18 protein-coding genes are annotated in these 21,680 nt (G+C 40.2%); 9 read left to right on the top strand and 9 right to left on the bottom strand.

What is annotated here, in order from left to right; all coding sequences use genetic code 11:
* Positions 1-87 precede the first annotated feature (87 nt).
* Positions 88-1,218 (top strand): CsgG/HfaB family protein, encoded by a 1,131-nt coding sequence (locus I6F45_RS13290; RefSeq protein WP_165740251.1) that lies wholly within the window; start codon positions 88-90, stop codon positions 1,216-1,218.
* A gap of 54 nt (positions 1,219-1,272) precedes the next feature.
* Here the strand turns inward: I6F45_RS13290 and I6F45_RS13285 are convergent, their stop codons facing one another.
* The gene (locus I6F45_RS13285; RefSeq protein ID WP_101216814.1) at positions 1,273-1,773 is read right to left on the bottom strand and encodes a hypothetical protein; all 501 of its coding nucleotides are present in this window, start codon (positions 1,771-1,773) and stop codon (positions 1,273-1,275) included.
* On the bottom strand, positions 1,757-2,509 hold the full coding sequence (gene deoC, locus I6F45_RS13280) for a deoxyribose-phosphate aldolase (RefSeq protein WP_197119360.1): 753 nt from the start codon (positions 2,507-2,509) through the stop codon (positions 1,757-1,759). The genes I6F45_RS13285 and deoC overlap by 17 nt, the downstream gene beginning before the upstream one ends.
* Before the next feature lie 450 nt (positions 2,510-2,959).
* On the opposite strand from deoC, the gene cysG reads away from it, so the two are divergent.
* The 6 genes from cysG to cysQ are packed head-to-tail and all read left to right on the top strand — an operon-like array spanning position 2,960 to position 9,922.
* The gene (gene cysG / locus I6F45_RS13275) at positions 2,960-4,387 is read left to right on the top strand and encodes a siroheme synthase CysG (protein WP_197160769.1); all 1,428 of its coding nucleotides are present in this window, start codon (positions 2,960-2,962) and stop codon (positions 4,385-4,387) included.
* A 49-nt stretch (positions 4,388-4,436) separates the two neighbouring features.
* The gene (gene cysD, locus I6F45_RS13270; protein ID WP_138586364.1) at positions 4,437-5,336 is read left to right on the top strand and encodes a sulfate adenylyltransferase subunit CysD; all 900 of its coding nucleotides are present in this window, start codon (positions 4,437-4,439) and stop codon (positions 5,334-5,336) included.
* Complete coding sequence (cysN, locus tag I6F45_RS13265; protein WP_197160768.1) at positions 5,336-6,760, top strand: sulfate adenylyltransferase subunit CysN; 1,425 nt, start codon at positions 5,336-5,338, stop codon at positions 6,758-6,760. Before cysD ends, cysN begins: the two co-directional genes overlap by 1 nt.
* Positions 6,761-6,791: 31 nt before the next feature.
* Positions 6,792-8,516, top strand: coding sequence for an SLC13 family permease (locus tag I6F45_RS13260; RefSeq protein ID WP_197160766.1), 1,725 nt, complete (start codon positions 6,792-6,794; stop codon positions 8,514-8,516).
* 32 nt (positions 8,517-8,548) lie between these two features.
* The gene (gene cysC, locus I6F45_RS13255) at positions 8,549-9,142 is read left to right on the top strand and encodes an adenylyl-sulfate kinase (RefSeq protein ID WP_007378439.1); all 594 of its coding nucleotides are present in this window, start codon (positions 8,549-8,551) and stop codon (positions 9,140-9,142) included.
* A 9-nt stretch (positions 9,143-9,151) separates the two neighbouring features.
* Positions 9,152-9,922, top strand: coding sequence for a 3'(2'),5'-bisphosphate nucleotidase CysQ (gene cysQ / locus I6F45_RS13250; RefSeq protein WP_197160764.1), 771 nt, complete (start codon positions 9,152-9,154; stop codon positions 9,920-9,922).
* A 108-nt stretch (positions 9,923-10,030) separates the two neighbouring features.
* On the opposite strand, the gene I6F45_RS13245 is transcribed toward cysQ, so the two are convergent.
* Both I6F45_RS13245 and I6F45_RS13240 read right to left on the bottom strand, forming a co-directional pair.
* A complete protein-coding gene (locus I6F45_RS13245; RefSeq protein WP_197160762.1) occupies positions 10,031-12,838 on the bottom strand; it encodes a P-loop NTPase fold protein in 2,808 nt (935 codons plus the stop codon).
* A gap of 313 nt (positions 12,839-13,151) precedes the next feature.
* Positions 13,152-13,949 carry an alpha/beta fold hydrolase gene (locus I6F45_RS13240; protein WP_007580097.1) on the bottom strand — a complete coding sequence of 266 codons (798 nt, stop codon included), beginning with the start codon at positions 13,947-13,949 and terminating at the stop codon, positions 13,152-13,154.
* Between the two features lie 451 nt (positions 13,950-14,400).
* Here I6F45_RS13240 and I6F45_RS13235 point away from each other — a divergent pair, with 451 nt between their 5' ends.
* Positions 14,401-15,690 (top strand): aromatic amino acid transport family protein, encoded by a 1,290-nt coding sequence (locus I6F45_RS13235; RefSeq protein WP_007580094.1) that lies wholly within the window; start codon positions 14,401-14,403, stop codon positions 15,688-15,690.
* 130 nt (positions 15,691-15,820) lie between these two features.
* Positions 15,821-17,164 carry a M24 family metallopeptidase gene (locus tag I6F45_RS13230; protein WP_165742204.1) on the top strand — a complete coding sequence of 448 codons (1,344 nt, stop codon included), beginning with the start codon at positions 15,821-15,823 and terminating at the stop codon, positions 17,162-17,164.
* A gap of 53 nt (positions 17,165-17,217) precedes the next feature.
* Here the strand turns inward: I6F45_RS13230 and speD are convergent, their stop codons facing one another.
* The 5 genes from speD to astA form a co-directional block, all read right to left on the bottom strand.
* A complete protein-coding gene (speD, locus tag I6F45_RS13225; protein WP_007376266.1) occupies positions 17,218-18,030 on the bottom strand; it encodes an adenosylmethionine decarboxylase in 813 nt (270 codons plus the stop codon).
* A gap of 88 nt (positions 18,031-18,118) precedes the next feature.
* Positions 18,119-18,532 (bottom strand): OsmC family protein, encoded by a 414-nt coding sequence (locus tag I6F45_RS13220; protein WP_002958863.1) that lies wholly within the window; start codon positions 18,530-18,532, stop codon positions 18,119-18,121.
* Between the two features lie 86 nt (positions 18,533-18,618).
* Positions 18,619-18,966, bottom strand: coding sequence for a DUF3802 family protein (locus I6F45_RS13215; protein ID WP_007580087.1), 348 nt, complete (start codon positions 18,964-18,966; stop codon positions 18,619-18,621).
* 132 nt (positions 18,967-19,098) lie between these two features.
* Entirely contained in the window at positions 19,099-20,568 is a 1,470-nt protein-coding gene (gene astD / locus I6F45_RS13210) for a succinylglutamate-semialdehyde dehydrogenase (protein ID WP_197160760.1), read from the bottom strand.
* Positions 20,569-20,583: 15 nt separating this feature from the next.
* Complete coding sequence (astA, locus tag I6F45_RS13205; protein ID WP_010555013.1) at positions 20,584-21,600, bottom strand: arginine N-succinyltransferase; 1,017 nt, start codon at positions 21,598-21,600, stop codon at positions 20,584-20,586.
* Positions 21,601-21,680 lie beyond the last annotated feature (80 nt).

Below are 21,680 nucleotides of genomic sequence, written 5' to 3'. Positions count from 1 at the left end.
CTACTGATTTAACTAAATTAACATGAATTTAAATATTAAAGGAAATGCACTGCATTTCCCTTGAGCATATTAATTAAGGACAGTCATATGTTAAAAGCACCACAAAAACTATTATTAACGGCACTATTAACTGCCACTCTTAGCGCTTGTCAAAGCACCTCCACAAATGTTACGTCAGGTCAAAATTCACCAGACATAAACACTGTCGCCCAAGAACAATACAATGGGCCTAAAGCTCGTATTGCTGTTGCACGCTTTACCGACAAATCAAACAACTCAAAATGGTGGCGTAAAGAAATAGGCGACGGTATGGCTGATCAATTAACTACGGCACTTGTATCAACAAATCGCTTTATTGTTTTAGAGCGCCAAGCGCTTGATGCTGTTTTATCAGAACAAGACCTAGCAGCCTCAGGTCGCGTTAGTGCATCATCGGGTGCCGCTTATGGTGAGATTGAAGGCGCTGAAATAGTCGTTATTGCAGCGGTAACTGAATTTGATGACGATAGCTCTGGTGCAAGTGTTGGCAGTGGCGGCTTTATGGGTGATGTATTTAGCTCTGTATCCGCTGGTTTCTCAGGCTCGCATATGGCGATTGATCTTCGTCTAATAGATACACGCACATCACGCATTTTAGCTGCAACAAGTGTTGAAGGTGGCAGTAAAGATTTTGACTTTACTGGAGCCGCAACCAACTTTGGTGGCGCACTTGTTGGCGGTAATATTAGTGGATGGTCTGATACCCCTAAAGAAAAAGCCCTTCGTGAAGTTATTATTAAAGCGGTTGAGTTTTTAGAAACTAAAATTCCAGATACTTACTATCGCTATAACAGTAATAACACTTTAGCATCGGGTTACACTGCGCCGCCACCGGCAGCTGTACAAGCAAAAACAGCCAGCAAGAGCGCTGTAACAGTCGATGTACCCACTCATAGAATGCCACATTATGAAAAGATGGATTTAGCAATGTCGCGCCTAAGCTTGGTATGTTTGGGTTACCTAAGAAACCAGCCTGATTACGAAGAATTCGAAACACAGGATGTTGAGTACGATCGTAAAACAGTTATCGCACTTCGTGAGTACCAGCAAGACAAAAAACTAAAGGTAACGGGTTTAGCTGATGAAACAACTAAAAAATCACTTGATGATAGTGGTTGTATTGCTAAAACGAACAAATCAAGCCTCGAAAGTATAAGCAACATGTTTAAGTTTAATTAATAAATATTATCTTTAAGTTTAAAATGAAAAACGGCTGTTACTTAGAGCCGTTTTTCAATCTATACGTAATAACTCACCACGATAAAAATCACACACTAACCAAATTTGCTCAAATTGATAGGTTCTTGGAAAGTTAAGGTCATTGATCACAGCTTCAAAGTCAGCTTTGTGCCAAATAGTACTGGCGTTACGAATAACAAGCCAAGTACGCTCTGAATAATAACGTTTTTTCGCTTTTTGTTTCAGCAACCGCTCTAATGCAGCCCGCAATCTGTGTTCACTTGGCTTTTGTGCCATATCTGCCAAATCTCGTTGCATTTGCATTGACAACGATCGTCCTAAAACAGCCATCGCTTCTGTTTCGCTGGCATATAAATGAGCAATTTCTATATCAAGCTGTTCACTCTCTTGATAACAACTAACGTCAGGTTTATTAGGCTCATTATGCCAAATGTTGCGCATATGAACACCCAACTGCTGCTCATAGCAACGTAAAAACAATTTAGCAGCATCATGCTCTAACTGACGTTTTTCCTCATCACTGCTGCGTTTCATTCAACACCTTGTAAACATCATTCAGTAAGCTTGAAGCACCAAATCTAAATGTATTTGCTTGCAAATAATCATCACCCATTATTGCGCGCGTAAGCGTTAAATAATCACTGGCATCGGCAACAGTTTTAACACCACCGGCAGCTTTAAAGCCCACACGTTTATCCGAGTTTTTAATGGCTGTTAGCATAATTTTTGTTGATTCAAGGGTTGCATTAATGGCCACTTTACCCGTACTGGTTTTTACAAAATCGGCACCACCTTCAATAGCCAATTGAGTAGCCTGCGTTATAAGTGCTTCAGTTTTAAGCTCACCGCTTTCTATTATTACTTTTAGTTGGGCGCGCGACCCACATGCTTTTTTACTTTCGCTTACATAGCTAAGTACTGTTTGAACATCGCCCGCTATGAGTTTTTTGTAAGGAATAACCAAATCAATTTCGTCAGCGCCGCGCTCTATTGCAATAAGTGTTTCGTTAATTACATCACTCAGTGGTGCATCACCTGTTGGAAAATTAGTGACCGTTGCAACTTTTACGTAGTTAAGCTCACGTGCTGCGAGTGCTATTTTTGCATCATCAACAAAGTCGCTATAAACACATACTGCAGCAGGTGTGCCCAGCCTCGGGTTTATACTATCAACAAGCGCTTGAATGTTTTTGGTTGTATCGCTGGTGTTTAAGCTTGTTAAATCCATCAGTGCGACTGCTAATGCGGCATCTTTTTGGTGTTGTGTCATTAGAGCTCCGTTGCTTATGTAATACCAATTTTATTAAAAACATAATCATTTTAGCGTATTAAATAACTCACTAACTACGTTAAAAATTATTTATATAGAACAACTATGTATCATAATTTTAGCCTTGTTATTGAGCTATTTTCTCGTCGCTATTATAGATCACTAATTTAATGCAATTGGTATAAGTACAAAATTTGATATGCCTCCATATTAACAAATTAAACCAAACTCGCTATAGCTCATAACCAAACACTATAAGCTGTTTATTTTACTTGTAACTCGGCGCAATCCCTTGTTAACTAACTCTTAGGCCTAAAAAGCCCACCTATTATAACTTTTGGTTATATCAACTTGGTTTTAATTATTTTTTACTTATTGATAGCCGCTATATTCTGCTTATCAGAATAAAGCGTTTTCTTATATTTGAATTTGTTTAGGGGTCTTATTAACGTGCAGTATTTACCTATCTTTACCAAACTCGACAACAAACCAGTATTGGTTGTTGGCGGTGGAGAGGTCGCATTACGCAAATGTCGCGCGTTTTTAAAAGCGAGAGCGAGCGTTACTTTAGTAGCGCCTTGGTTTTGCGACGAACTAAAAGAGCATGCACATAATAATGAAGTAACGCTTATTGATGCTTATTTTGATGAGTCGCATCTCGATGGAAAAATGCTTGTTATTGCAGCAACCGACCGCGATGAAGTAAACAACAACGTATTTGAACTTGCCAATGCCCGCAATGTATTTGTAAACGTAGTTGATGACCAACCTAAATGTACGTTTATATTCCCATCCATTGTTGACCGCGACCCAATTACGATTGCTATATCAAGTGCAGGCACAGCGCCCGTACTTGCGCGTCGCTTACGCGAAAAGCTCGAAACCCTTATTCCGCATCATATTGGCCCACTTGCAACACTTGTAGGTGGCTTTAGAGACAAAGTAAAAAAACGCTTTAAACATTTTTCAGACCGCCGCCAATTTTGGGAAGGTGTGTTCGACTCATCTGTCGTGAGTAAAGTACAAACCGGCGATACCGAAGGCGCTGAGCAACAGCTAGAGCAAATGCTAGATGCTAAAGCTGAGCCCGAAGGCGAGGTGTATGTAGTAGGTGCAGGCCCTGGCGATCCAGAGCTTTTAACACTTAAAGCACTGCAACTTATGCAACAAGCCGATGTGGTTGTATACGACTTTTTAGTGTCTGACGAAATTATGGAACTAGTGCGCCGCGATGCTGACCTTATTTGTGTAGGCAAACGTTTAGGCGATCACAGTGTTGTTCAAGACGACACCAACCAAATGCTGGTCGACCTTGCTAAACAAGGCAAAAAAGTATGCCGCATTAAAGGTGGTGACCCGTTTATTTATGGCCGTGGTGGCGAAGAAGTACAAGTACTGGCTGCTAACAACGTAAATTATCAAATTGTACCAGGTATTACAGCTGCTGCAGGCTGTAGTGCTTACGCGGGTATTCCGCTAACGCATCGTGACCATGCACAAGCCATTCAATTTGTAACTGGCCACTGTAAAAAAGACGGCCAAGAACTTGATTGGCAATCGCTGGCAAAAGCAAATCAAACGCTTGCTATTTACATGGGCGTAATTAAATCGCCGCACATACAAAGCGAGCTTTTAAAACATGGCCGCAAAGCAGACACCCCTGTTGCCATTATCGAAAACGGTACACGCAAAAATCAGCGTGTAGTAACAGGCCAATTAGGCGAACTTGCCGACTTAATCCAGCGCAACAGCATTATATCGCCTGCGCTACTCATTATTGGTGAAGTAGCCGCCCTGCACTCGCAACTAGCGTGGTTTGGGGAAAACGAACAAACAAGCAGCTTTGCACAGCCGCTAACAGATGTATCAAATACATAACCGAATTTTAAATTTGTAACTTTTAATCATTTTAGTAGGACGACTAACAATGGCTTTAACTCACCTTCAGCAACTTGAAGCTGAAAGTATCAAAATCATGCGCGAAGTCGCCGCTGAGTTTGAGAACCCAGTAATGCTTTACTCTATTGGTAAAGATTCGTCGGTACTTTTGCACTTAGCGCGTAAAGCATTTTACCCTGCAAAAATTCCGTTTCCGTTATTGCACGTAGACACCAATTGGAAGTTTCGTGAAATGATTGAGTTTCGCGACCGTATAGCTAAAGAATACGGTTTTGACCTACTGGTACACAAAAATCCAGAAGGCATTGAAATGGGTGTAGGCCCGTTTACGCATGGCTCGGGTAAACATACCGACATAATGAAAACCCAAGGCTTAAAGCAAGCACTTAACAAATATGGTTTTGATGCTGCATTTGGTGGCGCACGCCGCGATGAAGAAAAGTCACGCGCAAAAGAGCGTGTTTATTCGTTCCGCGACAAACACCACCGTTGGGACCCTAAAAACCAACGTCCTGAGCTTTGGAACACTTATAACAGCCAAGTTAATCCGGGCGAAAGTATTCGTGTTTTCCCGTTATCTAACTGGACTGAGCTTGATATTTGGCAATACATTTACCAAGAAAACATCGACATGGTGCCGCTTTACCTAGCAAAAGAGCGCCCTGTTGTTGACCGTGATGGCACCCTAATTATGGTTGACGATGAGCGTATGCCACTTAATGAAGGTGAAGTACCGCAAATGAAATCTGTACGTTTTCGTACGTTAGGCTGCTACCCACTTACCGGTGCAGTTGAGTCAACAGCAAGTAACCTAACCGAAATTATTGAAGAAATGCTGCTATCTACGTCATCAGAACGTGAAGGTCGTGTTATTGACCATGATTCAGCAGGCTCAATGGAGAAGAAAAAACGTGAGGGGTATTTTTAATGTCTAGCCAAAATAACGATACATACAACGAAGTAAAAGAAATAGGCATAGACGCCTACCTAGCACGCCAACAAGACAAAAGCTTATTGCGTATGCTTACCTGTGGCAGCGTAGATGACGGTAAATCAACATTGATTGGCCGCCTACTGCACGACAGCCACCAAATTTATGAAGATCAGCTAGCAGCCCTTCATAAAGATAACGAAAAAGTAGGTAATGCAGGTGAAGATCTTGACCTTGCTTTATTAGTTGATGGCCTACAAGCTGAGCGTGAGCAAGGCATTACCATTGACGTAGCGTACCGTTACTTTTCAACGGCTAAGCGTAAATTTATTATTGCCGACACACCAGGGCATGAGCAATACACGCGCAACATGGTAACGGGTGCATCAACAAGCGATGTCGCTATTATTTTGGTTGATGCGCGTTACGGCGTGCAAGTACAAACCAAGCGTCACAGCTTTATTTGTGACTCGCTGGGCATTAAGCAGTTTGTTGTTGCCGTTAATAAAATGGATATCGTTGATTTTGACGAAACCGTGTATGAAAAAATTAAGGCCGATTACCTTAAATTTGCTGAGCAACTTAACGTATCAAACATTAAGTTTGTGCCTATGTCGGCGCTTAAAGGCGACAACGTAGTAACTCGCTCTGCTCATACACCGTATTACACTGACAAGCCGCTACTTGAATTACTAGAAGATTCGCCAGCAGCCGAAACAGATACAGGCTTTGAAGCGCGCCTACCAGTGCAATATGTAGTGCGTCCTAATTTAAACTTCCGTGGTTTTCAGGGCACACTTACATCAGGCAAGATACACGTAGGCGATGCTATAAAAGTATTACCATCGGGTAAAACATCAAGCATTAAAGAAATTGTTACCTTTGATGGCAATTTAGACAGCGCAGAAGCAGGCCAAGCAATTACCGTTACCCTAAATAACGAAATTGATATTAGCCGAGGCGACGTAATAGTACCTGCAAATTCAACGGCTGTTGTTACTAACCAGCTGCAAGCTAAAATTGTGTGGATGCATGAGTCGCCATTAGTATTAGGTAAAAGCTATAACCTAAAGCTAGGCAGCAAAAACACCTCAGCTATTGTTACAAAAATTGATTACACAATTGATGTGAATACGCTTGAGCACGGCACTAGCGACTCACTGCAGTTAAACGAAATTGCGATTGTAACGCTTGAACTAACCGAAACTATTTTGGCAGACGAGTACCACAGCAATCACGAAACAGGTTCATTTATCCTAATCGATCGCTTATCAAACTTAACGGTTGCTGCGGGCATGATTGAACAAGTACTACAAAGCCAAGCACAGCAAAGTAACTTTAGCGAATTTGAAGTTGAATTTAACAGCTTAGTACGCAAGCACTTTCCGCATTGGCAAGCGCTTGATATTTCTAAGTTATAAGTTAACTTTAGCCTGTTAGGAATTTAAAAGCATGGTAGAACAGCTCGTTTTAACAGGCATTATGCTTACCTTAGTCGGGTGCCTTTTTGGCACCCGTATTAATCCAGCATGGTTATTTGTAAGCGCCATTGGCACCAGCTACTTAGCAGGGCTAATCGATCTTGAAAGCATGTTAATTAATTATGCTAACCCGTCGCTTATCACCTTAGTGCTATTGGTGTTAGTGTCGACCGCAATAGAAAAAACCACTCTAATTCAAAAGTTAGCGCAATCGCTATCTAAAGGTAGTTTAGTAAAATCGGTAACAAAATTGGGGTTATCAACCGCCTTTTTATCGTCGTTTACTAACAATACCGCCGTTGTTGCATCGCTTATTACCGCGATAAAAGACAACCCTAATCACTCCCCTTCAAAGCTATTATTACCGCTGTCGTACACTGCTATTTTGGGCGGCACCATTACGCTTATTGGTACATCAACCAACTTAATCGTTAATGGCTTTGCAGTTGATGCGGGCATGGAACCGCTGGGCTTTTTTGACTTTACCTTAGTGGGTTTAGGCGCGCTAAGCGTAGGCCTAATTACCATTTTAGTAATGCTTAAATACTTACCTGACAACGGTAAAAGCGACCAAGAAGTCGTGCCTTTTTACCTCGAAGGCAAAGTACAAGCAAACTCAAAATTAATAGGTCAAACCGTTGAAGAAAACGGCCTGCGTGATTTAAAAGACTTATTCCTTGCTGAAATTATTCGCGATGGCAGCCGCATTTGCGCAGTCACCCCGCAGCAAATTATTCAAAAAGATGACGTGCTGCTTTTTGTAGGTGACATAAAGTCGGTGCCATTACTTACCCGTTTCGACGGCCTAAAAGTAGTGCACGAGAATCATCAAAAAGACATAGAACACTTAGTAGAAGTAGTCGTAAGTCAGTCTTCAAAATTTATTGGCAAAACCGTAAAAGAAGCCCGCTTTAGAGAGCAATTTCATGCTGCTGTTATTGCCATTCGCCGTGGTCACGACCGCTTACAAGGCGGCCTTGGGCAAGTGCAATTACAAGCTGGCGACTCACTAATACTCGCCCCAGGCAAAAACTTTTATACCTTGCCTAACTTAAAGCGCGAATTTGTGTATATTTCAGGGTTTGACTTACAAGCCCACCTTGCACCTAAACAATCAAACATTGTGCTACTAAGCTTTGCCGCAGTACTGGGTTTAAGCATTGTTGGCATAGTGCCGCTGGTTAAAGGCTTATTAGTATTACTGATTGGCTTAATGCTCAGTGGCACCATAAAACTTAACGAAGTAAAACGCCGTTTTCCTATCGAGTTACTCGTAGTCGTAGGTAGTGCCATTGGCCTTGCCAAGTTAATGATAGGCACCGGACTTGCCGGGCAAATATCCGACGCCATGTTTATGGTACTTGGCGACTTTGGTCCTTACGGCGCATTTATTGCCATATTTTTAATGACCGTATTATTTACCGAGCTTATTACTAATAACGCAGCAGCTGCCTTGTCGTTCCCTGTTGCTTACTCACTCGCGGTTGGTTTTAATGTAGACCCGCTACCATTTATTATGGCGGTTGCCTTTGGCGCATCAGCCAGCTTTATATCGCCATTTGGGTATCAAACTAATCTAATGGTTTATAGCGCGGGTAACTATCGCTTAAAAGATTACATAGTGATGGGCTTACCCCTTTCTATTATTTATTCAATCACGGTATTAACCTTGATCCCGCTGGTATTTCCGTTTTAATACCTGCGCTCACAGCATAAGAGACTCTCACTATGGATGAAAATATAGTTTGGCATAACTACGCAACTACAAAAGCACAGCGTAGTGAGCAAAAAAAACATAAGCCCGCTATTTTATGGTTTACCGGCTTTTCAGGCTCTGGTAAAAGCACCGTAGCAAACGCACTAGAAGCGGCGCTTAATCAACAAGGTACGCACACTTACCTGCTCGATGGCGACAACGTACGCCACGGTTTATGTAAAGACCTAGGCTTTAGCGACGAAGACCGCATTGAAAACATACGCCGCGTAGGCGAAACCGCTAAACTAATGACCGACGCTGGCTTGTTAGTACTTACTGCGTTTATATCGCCTTTTAGAGCGGAGCGCGATATGGTGCGCAGCCTAGTAGACGAAGGCGAATTTATTGAAGTATTTATCGATACCCCACTGGATGTATGCGAAAGCCGCGATCCAAAAGGCTTATACAAAAAAGCCCGCGCTGGAGAGATAAAACACTTCACCGGTATCGATTCAAGCTACGAAGTGCCAAACAATCCAGAAATAATTTTAGATACAAGTAAAAACACCCTAGACCAATCGGTTACACAACTGATAACGTATCTAAAACAAAAGCACATAATATAGGTTAACCCCATGAATCAAACCGAACTGCTAGAAGAAACCCTCATCCTTGCCCGCAAAGCAGGCCAAGCGATAATGGGAATTTACGAAAAGGATTTTAACGTTGAGTACAAAGCCGATGAAAGCCCCGTAACCGACGCCGATTTAGCAGCTCATAAACTGATTGTGGCAGGGCTTCAACAGCTCACACCCGACATTCCAATACTCAGTGAAGAAAACGCCGACATAAGCTGGGATGTACGCCAAACGTGGAAAAGCTACTGGTTAGTTGACCCAATCGACGGCACTAAAGAATTTATTAAAAAGAACGGTGAATTTACCGTAAATATCGCCCTAATTAAAAACGGCATTCCTATTTTAGCCGTAGTCGATGCACCCGCACTCGGCGTATCGTACTTAGCCGCCGAAGCCATTGGTGCATTTAAAGATAAAGGCGATGAGCGAATCGAGCTTAAAGTAACCACCAAACCTAACAAAGGGTTAATTCGCGTTGTAGGCAGCCGCTCGCACCCATCACCCGATTTAGCCGAGTTTGTAAAACGCTTTGACGACGTTGAAATGGTGTCTAAAGGTAGCTCACTTAAACTGTGTTTAGTGGCTGAGGGCAGTGCCGATATTTACCCGCGCTTAGGTCCAACCTGCGAATGGGATACAGGTGCAGGACATGCAATCGCCGAAATAGCCGGTGCTAAAGTGACCCAACTTGATGGCAGAGCGCTTATTTACAATACCAAAGACGAGTATTTAAATCCGTATTTTATTGTGAGTGCAATAGAAGAGTAAGGACTAAGAGTTACGAGCTGTTAGCTACTAGCAGCTCTATGCAAATTTAAACACAGTAGGTTGGGTTGAGTGGAACGAAACCCAACGAGTACTCGTTGACCATCTACACTATTTCGCACTAAACAAAAACTTGTCTATCAATTGATAAAACGTATGCTTTTTACGGATAAGTTCTCTTATATCTTTATTTAGTTCAGGAGCATTTGGGATACATCTAAAATCAACTTCTTTAAAGCTCGAAATAAAATCAGTAACATCTTCGATCTTATCAGCACCTAGTAAACTAACTAGTTTAATTCCAGACAGTTGAAATGAATCTAAGTGATTCTTAATGTCATTTTTATCTTTACCACGCAAAAATGATTTTAGCAGTCCAAACAAAAGTGTAGTCGCTACTAAATCTGACTTACTAAAGCCATTTCTTAAGACTACAATGAGTTTATCATCGGAAGTACTTTTCACATTTAGGTTCATATGATCTAACAGTCCATCGAAGAAAATGGCATTTTTTGACTGACGCCCAAACTGGGCTAGCCATTCATTTTCTATTGATAACGTCTGCAATAATGGATATAACCATTCAATTGTTACATTGGAAGTTATTGCCTTAATGAGTATCTTATCAATACTTTCTATAGTGGAGTGCTTTGCTCTGTTTTTTCTAAATTGGGTAGTTAATTCACTACCTATCGTATTCTTAAACCGATTTAAATCTTCAGCAGAAAATATCCCATGATGGCCCTTGAACCTCTCAAAATTATATTTTTGAGTGTCGCTATAACTTAATATTTTAGTTACTAAAAGCAGTAATTGACTAAAGTCGGACTTTTCAATTTCAAATAAAGAACGTATATCTCGAATTGCTTCTTGGTCGCTGAAGTCTTCAGCCGCTAACTTTTCTAATTTAAGTCTATTTATGTAACATATCCCACAATCATTACGGGCAATATATTGTTGGTATTGCACTCTATCTTTAGAAAGTATCAGTCTCCTCTGCTCTTTTTTTATTTTTTCTATTTCTTTCTCATTAGTTACTCTTTCTAGTTGCTGCTCTCTATGCTCTAGTGCAACTTTATGTTCTAAACCTAGCATTACTTGAAAATATTCGAACATAAAACTATTTTTTTCATACTCACTAATGCTTTCTATAAATTCTGTAAAATCAAATCTTTCATAATTTATACCATAGCTATTGTTCTGAAGTAGCGAATTAAACTTCTGTGGCGAGACTTCTTTTAAAGTAATATTCATTAATAGTGAGATAAAATTAACTTCCCCCATCAACCCTGTGGGTTGCCATATTTGAGACACCCTCCTTAGAATTTTCTTTAACACTCTAAGTGAGGTTATATTTATATCAACTAACTTTACTGAACTATAAAAAGGAAGCCTGTTCAACTTTTTCATACGCCATACATTTATATCAGTAGAACAAATAAACTTATCATCTTCTAAAATATAAAAACGTTCATCGTTTTTGATATGATAATTAACAGCAAGCTCTAAAGAGCTTATTATGAAATTAACTAAAACCCTTTTAGTATCGAGTGTCAGGATATCTTCTTTATAATCAGTTGCCTTTGAAATAACTTCAGCGGCAACTTCATTTTCATTACCCATTGCGACGATAAAGTTGATATGACTTAAACTTCTACCTTTCAGTTTATCCAAAAGTGCAGCTATATCATTGAACCGCTTTTCGTTTTCATCGCCTGTTCCACGATCCACATCTTGCAAAGTGATTAGCAATTTATGATTTGTTGTTTTTAGTACATTATTAAGTTTTTGAAAACTTCCCTCAATATCAACAGGGCCTGCGAGTAACGTAGATGCAAACTGAAATGCACTACCGCCCGATTTGAGGGCTTCGGTATAATGCTTAGGTAGCGCACGGAAGGCACACATATCAATATGTTGGCTTATGTCATCAATAATATTACTAAGCACTACATGAGCGACGCTGCCACTGGCTGCCCCCCACGTTGATATATCACTGTGTATCCAAGTACTCTGTTTTTTAGCGTTTTTTGCTAAATCATTCACAATACTTTCTACTATACTGCTTTTTCCGCAACCATAAGGCCCACATAAAGCTATGTGCTGCGCTAAATCCTTTTCATACTTACCACCACCATTTTTTAACCGTTCGGTGATCCGCGTGGCGTAAACCTGTAAATCGGGTTCTAATTCCTCTGTGCTTTTAATAGTTGAATCGTCTTTAAACCAATTTTTAAACTGACCTAATGTTTTAAAATCACCAGGGTTAACACTTGTCGTACGCTCTAAAGTTATTTGATTACGCTTCCATTTAGCTTTAATGTATTTATTAACATATTTGATTATCAACAATATTACAGAGATTATATAAATATCTACTGTTATAAAAAGCGCCCAGCTAAAGCCTATCTGACTCATATGCCAATAAATGAAACCTGCACTAGTCGCTGCGATAAAAGAAAAGCACACAACTAAATTAAGGCTAATTCTTTCTTTGCTTTGTTGATAAGCTGTAATTATGGAAGAGCCTAAAATTAATACGATGAAATACTCAAAACAAGAAGTAGCAGCTATTAACTCTTCTTGGTTGGAAGTGAAATAAAAAATCGACCCTATAATAGTTACCGATAACCATAAGCTCATTGTCACTGGCGGATATCGCCAGCTAAATACAATACTGCGTTTAAGATGCGATATATAAAACTTATCAAGCAGGAGCTTTACGCCAATACCTGCTAAAAATGCGCTGCTGTAATGTAGAATTGGATTCGCATTTAAAATAGCGCTCCAACTTGAATATGCCTTTTGTACAAAACCGACTTTGCTTAAAAATACAGTAATTGTTGCGGCGGTAATTGCACACAATAAAAGAGAAAGCCAGCGTGTGGCTGTAATAGGGAGAGTTTTAACTTGCGACAACTTAATATCCTTATCAATACGTTACTTTGCCAGTGTATATCAATTGAACATTATTGAATAAGCAAGTTTAATAAATAAAACCGCCTATCTTGGCTTTGCGATTCGCATGACGCTATGACATGTTGGGTTTCGCTTCGCTCTACCCAACCTACGCTTTGATATAGAAGTGAAGCTATAAATTGAATAAAACCTAATTTATGAAAATACTGCCCCATAAGTTGGGTTTTATTCTTTCAGCACTCCTTCAAGTCTTGTTTTGAGTTTAGGGCGAAAATCAAAAAAGAATGTACCGATCCTATTCCTTCTAAAATCCTTAACGGTTTTGCTGGGCGATAAATGCAAGCGAGTGCTGATTGAATAAGTCAGGGCGTTCCACATTGCAGACATGGCCACAATGGTGAATCGTTTGCAGTACGCTATTTTTATGGCGCTTTACCATTTCTTTAACAGGGCCAAGGAACATATGATCTTCCTTACCCATAATGTACAGAATGGGAATATCAATGTCTTTTTCTTTGAAGTACTGCATTAAGGGGTTTACGTCCATGGCTAATTTAAACCATTTTATAAACTCTTTTTGGCACAAGCGTTTTGCTTCACGAACAAACAAAAGTCGAGATTCTTTATGGCGCTTTTTAGGCATCATAATAAAAGCAAATAAGCGATACAGCCACATATAAGGCAAGAAGTGTTTAAAAGTATTACCTAAATAAACCAATGTATTACTGCGAGTATTAAAACGAGTAACCGCTCCACCTAGCACCATGCTAGAAACATATTGCGGCGCAATTTCAGCAATATTTCGAATAATAATTGTGCCCAATGAAATGCCAACAAAGTGTGCGCTGGTGATATTGTTATGATCTAACACATCGATAATGTCTTTAGAGACATTATTAAATGAATAATTATTATCAACAAAGTTTTGTACTAAATTATTCGATTTACCGTGACCACGAAGATCTAGCAACAACACATTATATTCTTTTTTATAGGCCTTAAGCTGACGAAACCAGATTGCCGAACTACCACCTGCTCCATGGACAAATACAACCCATGTTTTACTGGTTTCGTGCGCAAAAGTAGTATGGAAAAGAATTTCTTTGCTCATTGCAGTTAGCGGCCTATTTACTTCGTTTGGCATATTCAATTGTAGGAAGTATAACGGAGTTTAATAAAAATCTCTTATGAAGTTCAGATCAATGGCTTCTACTTAATAGCTTTTGGGAGCAGATTTTGATTTTTAAATGAAAACCAATAAAAATGACCTTCCCCTATTTTTACGTTATGAAAACCGCCTTCCTCGGCTTTCCTGCTAGCATGACGCTATAGCGTGTTGGGTTTCGCTCCAACTAACCAACCTACCCCGTACAGTAACTCTATAATGTGGCTTGCCATTTAAGGCTTTTGCTCACTTTTACACCACTGTTTCGTATTCATGACACTTACCCTCCAATTGAGCCTAATTAATTAGTCTAAAAATCTCTTCAAAACATGAAAAATGTCTCTAAAAACTATACCCTTCGGCGCAGTTATTATTTAAATAATGGATGAGCACACACATGACAACATCTCAAGATGCAACGCTTTCAAATGCATCACCAAACACACACACAAATTCAAGCAAAAATTCAAATACAAAAACTAAATGGAACCTGCACGATACGCAGTGGACATTAAGTTTATTTGGTACCGCCGTTGGTGCGGGTATTTTATTTTTACCTATTAACATTGGTATTGGCGGTTTTTGGCCGTTAATTATTATGGCGTGTTTAGCGTTCCCAATGACCTTTTTTGCGCACCGTGGATTAGCGCGCTTTGTACTTTCATCAAAAAATAAAGATGCCGATTTTACCGATGTAGTTGAAGAGCACTTTGGTGTGACTGCGGGCCGGTTAATTTCCTTGTTGTACTTTTTATCTATATTCCCAATTTTGCTTATTTACGGTGTGGGCTTAACCAATACCGTTGATAGCTTTATGGTTAATCAAATGGGGATGGAATCACCTTCTCGCGTGCTACTTTCGGGTGTATTAGTTGCAGGTATGATTAGCTTAATGATGGGCGGCGAGCGCTTAATGCTACGTGCCTTTGCTATTTTAGTTTATCCGCTTGTGGGCATATTGTTCTTTTTATCACTTTATTTAATCCCTAGCTGGCAAATGCCAGATATGACGGTGCCTGAAATAGGCAGCTTTGGTAAAACGTTGTGGTTATCGATTCCTATAATTGTGTTTTCGTTTAGCCACGCAGCGGCTATCTCAAGCTTTGTAAATGTGCAACGCGGTCATTACGGCGAACAAGCTACACGTAAGTCTGAGGCGATTTTAAAGCGCACTAGCTTGCTACTTATTACCTTTGTACTGTTATTTGTGTTCTCTTGCGTGCTGTCGCTTACAGGCGAGCAAATGGCAGCGGCTAAAGCGGCTAACGTATCGGTTTTATCCTACCTTGCTAATATTACTGATAACTCGTTTATTGCCACACTTGGGCCACTTGTTGCCTTTATTGCTATTACATCGTCGTTTTTGGGTCATTTTTTAGGTGCACGCGAAAGCTTTACAGGATTAGTAACTAAACAAACAGGCTTAAGCGCTGGCGTTACCGATAAAATTGGTGTGTTAATCATGTTTTTAGCTATTTGGTTTTGTGCTGTTAAAAATCCAAGTATTTTAGACATGATGGATCAGTTATCGGGCCCTATCATTGCGATGATTTTATTCATTATGCCAATGATTGCAGTTTATAAAGTACCTGCACTTAATAAATACCGAAATCGCTTTAGCACGCTATTTATATTAGCGGTTGGCTCACTTGCTGTATTTGCACTTTTATACAGTATGCTTAAGTAATAAAACTGTTTATACAAAAGCCCGGCTACTTTTTAGCTGGGCTTTTTTGTGTGCTGTTTATCTCAAATTGTTTTTTTATAGTCGCTCTTCAGGCATGTTATAAATTAACTAGCCTAAAAATAAAACAATTATGCACTTTACTAAACAACTCCTACTTTACGTAAGCTTGCTAACTACGCTTGTTTTAAGCCTCTTTGTTAAAGCTGATGACGCTCCCGCTATTTTATCGATGAAAGAGCGCGCTACGTTTATAGATAAAATAACTGAGCTTAGAGTTAATACCTTAATGCCCTCATTAATGAAGCAGCACAGCACTGATATGTGGCTACTTATAAGTCGTGAATATAACGAAGATCCAATATTAAAAACAATGCTGCCTGCAACATGGCTTTCAGCCAGACGCACCACTATTTTGCTATTTGCACTTAATAAACAAGGTGGTGTTGATGCTTACGCTATTGCGCCTTATAAAATAGGTAACGTATTTAAAAAAGGGTGGGATAAACAAACACAACCAAGCCAGTGGGAAGCACTCAATACACTTATTGAGCAATACAAACCTCGCAACATTGCGCTTAATACTTCTACCGACTGGGCACATGCCGATGGCCTTGTGCTAGGCGATTACAAAACCTTAATGGCTAACTTGCCCGCCACTTATCACAATAAAATAATTTCTGCAGAGCCGCTTGCTGTTGCGTGGTTAGAGCAACGCATTCCTGAAGAAGTTAAAATGTATAAACATATTGTCGCTATTGCCCATCATATTATTGCAGAGGGGTTTTCGGGTAAAACAATTACGGTTGGTGAAACAACTAACGATGACTTGGTATGGTGGTTTAGAGAGCGCGTAAAAGAGCTCAAACTACAAACATGGTTTCACCCGAGTATTGCTATTCAGCGCGCCGATGCGAAGTCGTTCGATCATGAAGAAAGCTTTACCAATGGCTACGATGATAACGTTATACAAGCCGGTGACTTGCTTCATGTAGATTTTGGGATTACTTATTTACGCTTAAATACCGACACGCAGCAGCATGCGTATGTGCTCAAAGAAAACGAAATAAGTGCGCCTAGTTACTTAGTTGAAGCACTAAAAAGCGGTAATAAACTACAAGACATATTTACCAATCAATTTGCTGTAGGTAAAACCGGTAATGAGGTTTTAGCTGCAGCACGAAAAGCCGCTATTGATCAGGGATTAAAACCCACTATTTATACTCATCCTCTTGGCTATCATGGCCACGCTGCTGGCACTACATTAGGTATGTGGGATTCTCAGCAAGGTGTACCGGGAAATGGTGACTATCCGCTACATTTAAATACGGCTTACTCAATTGAGCTTAACAATGCTGTGTTTATAAAACAGTGGAATAAAGAAATAAGAATAATGCTAGAGGAAGATGCTATTTTTGATAAAAGCGGTGTCTGGTATTTAAATGGCCGACAAACACAGCTATTGCTTGTAAAATAAAGTATAAAAAAATGGCGCTCACTGAGCGCCATTTTTAATTTAATTCGTTGCTATTATTCTGTATCTGGCAGGTTACGGCCATAGAATATTTCTTGCATTTCACGGGTCAGCTTTGAGCGAATTTCGTCTTCTTCGCCCTCTGATAAATCTGCCGTAGAAAGGCCGAACAAATAAGTGTTTAGATCGGTTTCTTTTAACATCATTTTGGTATGGAACAGGTTTTCTTGATACACATTCACGTCCATCATTTGGTACGCTTCTTTTGTATCTTCTGTCATGAAGTTTTGAATCGAGCTAATAGCATGATCAATGTAGTGCTTAACACCGTTTATGTCGCGGGTAAAACCACGAACGCGGTAGTCAATTGTTACTACGTCTGATTCAAGGCTATGAATTAAGAAGTTTAACGCTTTAAGTGGCGAAATAATGCCACAAGTAGACACTTCAATATCAGCACGGAATGTACAAATACCATCATCAGGGTGAGCTTCTGGGTATGTGTGTACACAAATGTGGCTTTTATCTAGGTGCGCAACAACTGAATCAGGTAATGGGCCTGGTGCTTCGTCAGCATCGTAATTTTGCTGTTCTTCTACTGGTTCTTCTGAAACCAAAATAGTTACACTTGCGCCTTGCGGTTCATAGTCTTGGCGCGCTACATTTAAAATGTTAGCACCAATAATATCAACAACTTCACCTAAAATGTCGGTTAGTCTATCTGCACTGTACTGCTCATCGATATATTCAATATATTCTTTACGTTGTTGCTCGGTCTTTGCGTAACAAATATCATAAATACTAAAGCTTAAACTTTTGGTTAAATTGTTAAAGCCATGAAGTTTAAGTTTATCGAAGGGTTTGTTCATAATAAACCAACCTATAAATTAGTGGGTTCTGCACCTGCAGAATGAAAAGTTCGCGGATTTTATACGAATTTCCCTCGTGGAAAAAGCGTTATTTTGCTTGATCTTGCACAACTTCGTGGCTATGCGTAATTTCTACTGTTTTATCAAGCATTAATGCAACTGAACAATACTTTTCAGCAGAGAGTGAAACCGCGCGTGCAAGGTGCTTTTCAGACACATTATTGCCTTTAACAACAAAGTGTAAGTTGATTTTGGTAAACACACGTGGGGCTGTTTCGGCGCGCTCTGCACTTAGTTGTACTTGTACATCTGAAAAATCTTGTTTGGCTTTTTTTAAAATACTAACCACATCAACTGATGAACAACAGCCAACTGACATTAAAACCATTTCCATTGGGCTTGGTGCTGCACTATCGCTGCCGCCATCAAACACAACATTGTGGTTAGAATTAGAACGACCAATAAACGTATCGCCTTCAACCCATTTTACATTTGCTTGCATTGTTATATCTCAAAAAAATATTTTCTTGATTGTAAGCAAGTTAGCCGTAGTTGCAAATGAAAATGCAACGCAGGGCTATAAAATGGCTAAGATTGTTGTGTTAAAGCGCTATCAAAGAGGTTTTTTACTAAACCTGCAAATTCATCTATAAAGGCATGCTGTTCAACCGTGACAGGCTGTGAGGTGATGCTGCTGAGGACTTCTTCTAAATCGTAAACTATGCCATCAACTTCACGTACAATTTGGCTACGCTGCTCTGTGTTGAGGTTTGTGTGCTGCTCGCAAATAAGCATCACATTTTGTGCAATAACGTCTTCGATTAATTCCATTACTGTTGGGGCACCTGGTTTTATTTCGCCTGGCTTCTCAAACAATGCTAAATTTTGAGTTAGATACATGATCAAATCATCGTACCCTTGCCTATCTAAAACCATTTTTGTACCACCTTTGTATAATTAATTATTTTTGATTTAAGCAGAAAGCGCTGTTGATTGCTAGCTTTGCGCGTTAGCAATACAAAAAAAGCAGCCGAAGCTGCTTTTATAATGATTAAGTAGTATTACTACTTAATCTATTTTTAAGCCTGGGCTTAGTGTTGCTGGCATCGCTACTTTTTCAAGCTCTACCGAAGCAACAGGGTATGCACAGTAATCGGCTGCGTAATACGCGCTTGCTCTGTGGTTGCCCGATGCGCCAATACCACCAAACGGTGCTGCGCTTGATGCGCCAGTAATTGGGCGATTCCAGTTAACAATACCTGCACGAATACGACGTAAGAAATAGTCGTAATCTGCTGCACTATCACTTAATAAACCAGCCGATAAACCAAAGGTTGTATCGTTTGCTTTATCAATGGCTTGGTCAAAGTCGTCAAAGCGGAATACTTTTAAAAGTGGTCCAAAATGCTCTTCATCTGGGAAGTCACTAATATTTGTACACTCAATAATACCTGGTGTTACAAAACCGGTATTAGCTGTGTGCTCAAGTTCTACTAATACTTCACCACCAAGCTCAACAAGCTCGTTTTGCGCTTTAACCATACCCGCAGCTGCAGCTGATGAGATCATAGAGCCCATAAATGGCTGGTCTGCATCGTCATAATTACCTACTTTAATCGCTTTAGTTGCTGTGATTAAACGCTCCAGTATCACATCGCCTTTGCTACCAGTTGGTAAAAATAGTTTACGTGCACACGTACAACGCTGGCCGCTTGAGATAAACGCTGATTGAATAATATCGTGAACAACCGCTTTAGTGTCTTCAACGTCAGTAATAATAAGTGGATTATTACCACCCATTTCTAGCGCTAAAATTTTGCCAGGTTGACCCGCAAACTGTTCATGTAAAATATGACCAGTACGCGAAGAACCCGTAAAGAACAAGCCATCAATACCTTTGTGAGCAGCAAGGGCTTTACCCGTTTCTACTTCACCTTGTACAAGGTTAATGACACCTGCTGGTAAGCCTGCTTTTTCCCACAGTTTAAGCGTAAGCTCAGCTACTTTAGGAGTAAGTTCAGACGGTTTAAACACAACCGTGTTACCTGCTAAAAGCGCTGGCACAATGTGGCCATTAGGTAAGTGACCAGGAAAGTTATACGGACCAAATACGGCTACAACACCATGTGGCTTATGACGAATCATCGCACGGCCAAGTGGCATTGCGTTTTCTACGTCGCCAGTGCGCTCTAAAAATGCTTTTTCAGAAATGGCAATTTTACCAACCATAGCACCCGCTTCTGTGCGAGTTTCCCACAATGGCTTACCTGTTTCTTGTGCAATAGTAATAGCGAGCTCTTCGCTGTTTTCTTTTAATTGCGCTGCAAATGCTTTAATTATTTCCAAGCGCTCAGTAAAGCTTTTATCAGCCCATGCATAAAACGCTTCGCGCGCTGCATTTACTGCGGTGTCTACTTGCGCCGCAGTTGCCGATGAAGCCTGCCAAATAACGTCGTTATTTGCAGGGTTTACTGAATTAAATTCTGTGCCTTGGCCTTGTGACCATTGACCATTTATAAATTGTGCAGGATGAGTCATATACTTTCTCCTAAATTAAATCGTGGTTGCACTAACAATATCGCCAGTTTGCAAATGCAGTGCATCTGCTATTTCTTGCGATAAAATAAGGCTTTTTGCGCGCTCGTCAAATGTCATTGGTGCAACGGTTGCTCTAAAGTCATTAAGCTTTTCGTTAGCTAGTAACACCATGGTGTCGCCAGTCATTTCGCCAATTTCAACGTTAAAGTTACGTGCATTACGAATAGTCGCAATGTTATCTACTTTTGCTTCAACCGTTGGGCCGCCGTCAAAAATGTCTACGTAGCCATTAAACGTAAAGCCTTCGCTTTTTAATAACTCGATTGCTGGGCGAGTGTTGTCGTGTACTTTACCTATTACGGCTTGCGCATCTTTACTTAGCAAGTTTACGTAAATTGGGTATTTAGGCATTAATTCAGCAATGAAAACCTTTTGGCCAATACCTGTTAGGTAATCAGCTGTTGGAAAATCCATTGAGAAGAAGTGCTCTTCAAGCCACTGCCAAAAAGGGCTGCTGCCGTTTTCGTCAGACACACCGCGCATTTCTGCGATTACTGTTTGCGCAAAACGCTCTTGATGCTGTTTTATAAACATAAAGCGCGCTTTTGAAAGTAGCTTACCGTTACAATTTTTACGATAACCATCTTTTAAAAACAATGTGCAAAGCTCTGTAGCACCTGTGTAGTCGTTACATAGCGTTAGAATATCAACCGCTTTGTATACGTCTAATGTGCGCGAAGAGTGAATCACTTTACTTAAGTGATAATGATAAAATGCATCATCAAGCCCTACCGCAGCTTCAATTGCAGATGTTCCTACAACGTCACCGGTTTCGCTATCTTCAAGAACAAACAGGTAGCCTTCGTCACCAGGTTGTGACGTTTGTTTAGCAAAAGAGCTTACTGAATGGTCGATCTTTTTTTGCAATAGTTCTTCGTTTAATGGCAAAGACGTAAAACCATGCCCTGATTCGTGGGCAATTTTCAGTAATGCTGAATAATCATTTTGCTGGATTGGGCGAAGGATCATCATGAGTCCGCTTGCTCCCTTATAAATAACGGTAAATAGGAATTGCAGGGCAAGCAGTGCTTGCCCTTAATTGGTTGGCTTAA

Origin of the sequence: Pseudoalteromonas sp. SWYJZ19 (assembly GCF_015864375.1) — a bacterium.
Taxonomy (GTDB): domain Bacteria; phylum Pseudomonadota; class Gammaproteobacteria; order Enterobacterales; family Alteromonadaceae; genus Pseudoalteromonas; species Pseudoalteromonas arctica.
This window is presented reverse-complemented; position numbering and strand designations above follow the sequence as displayed.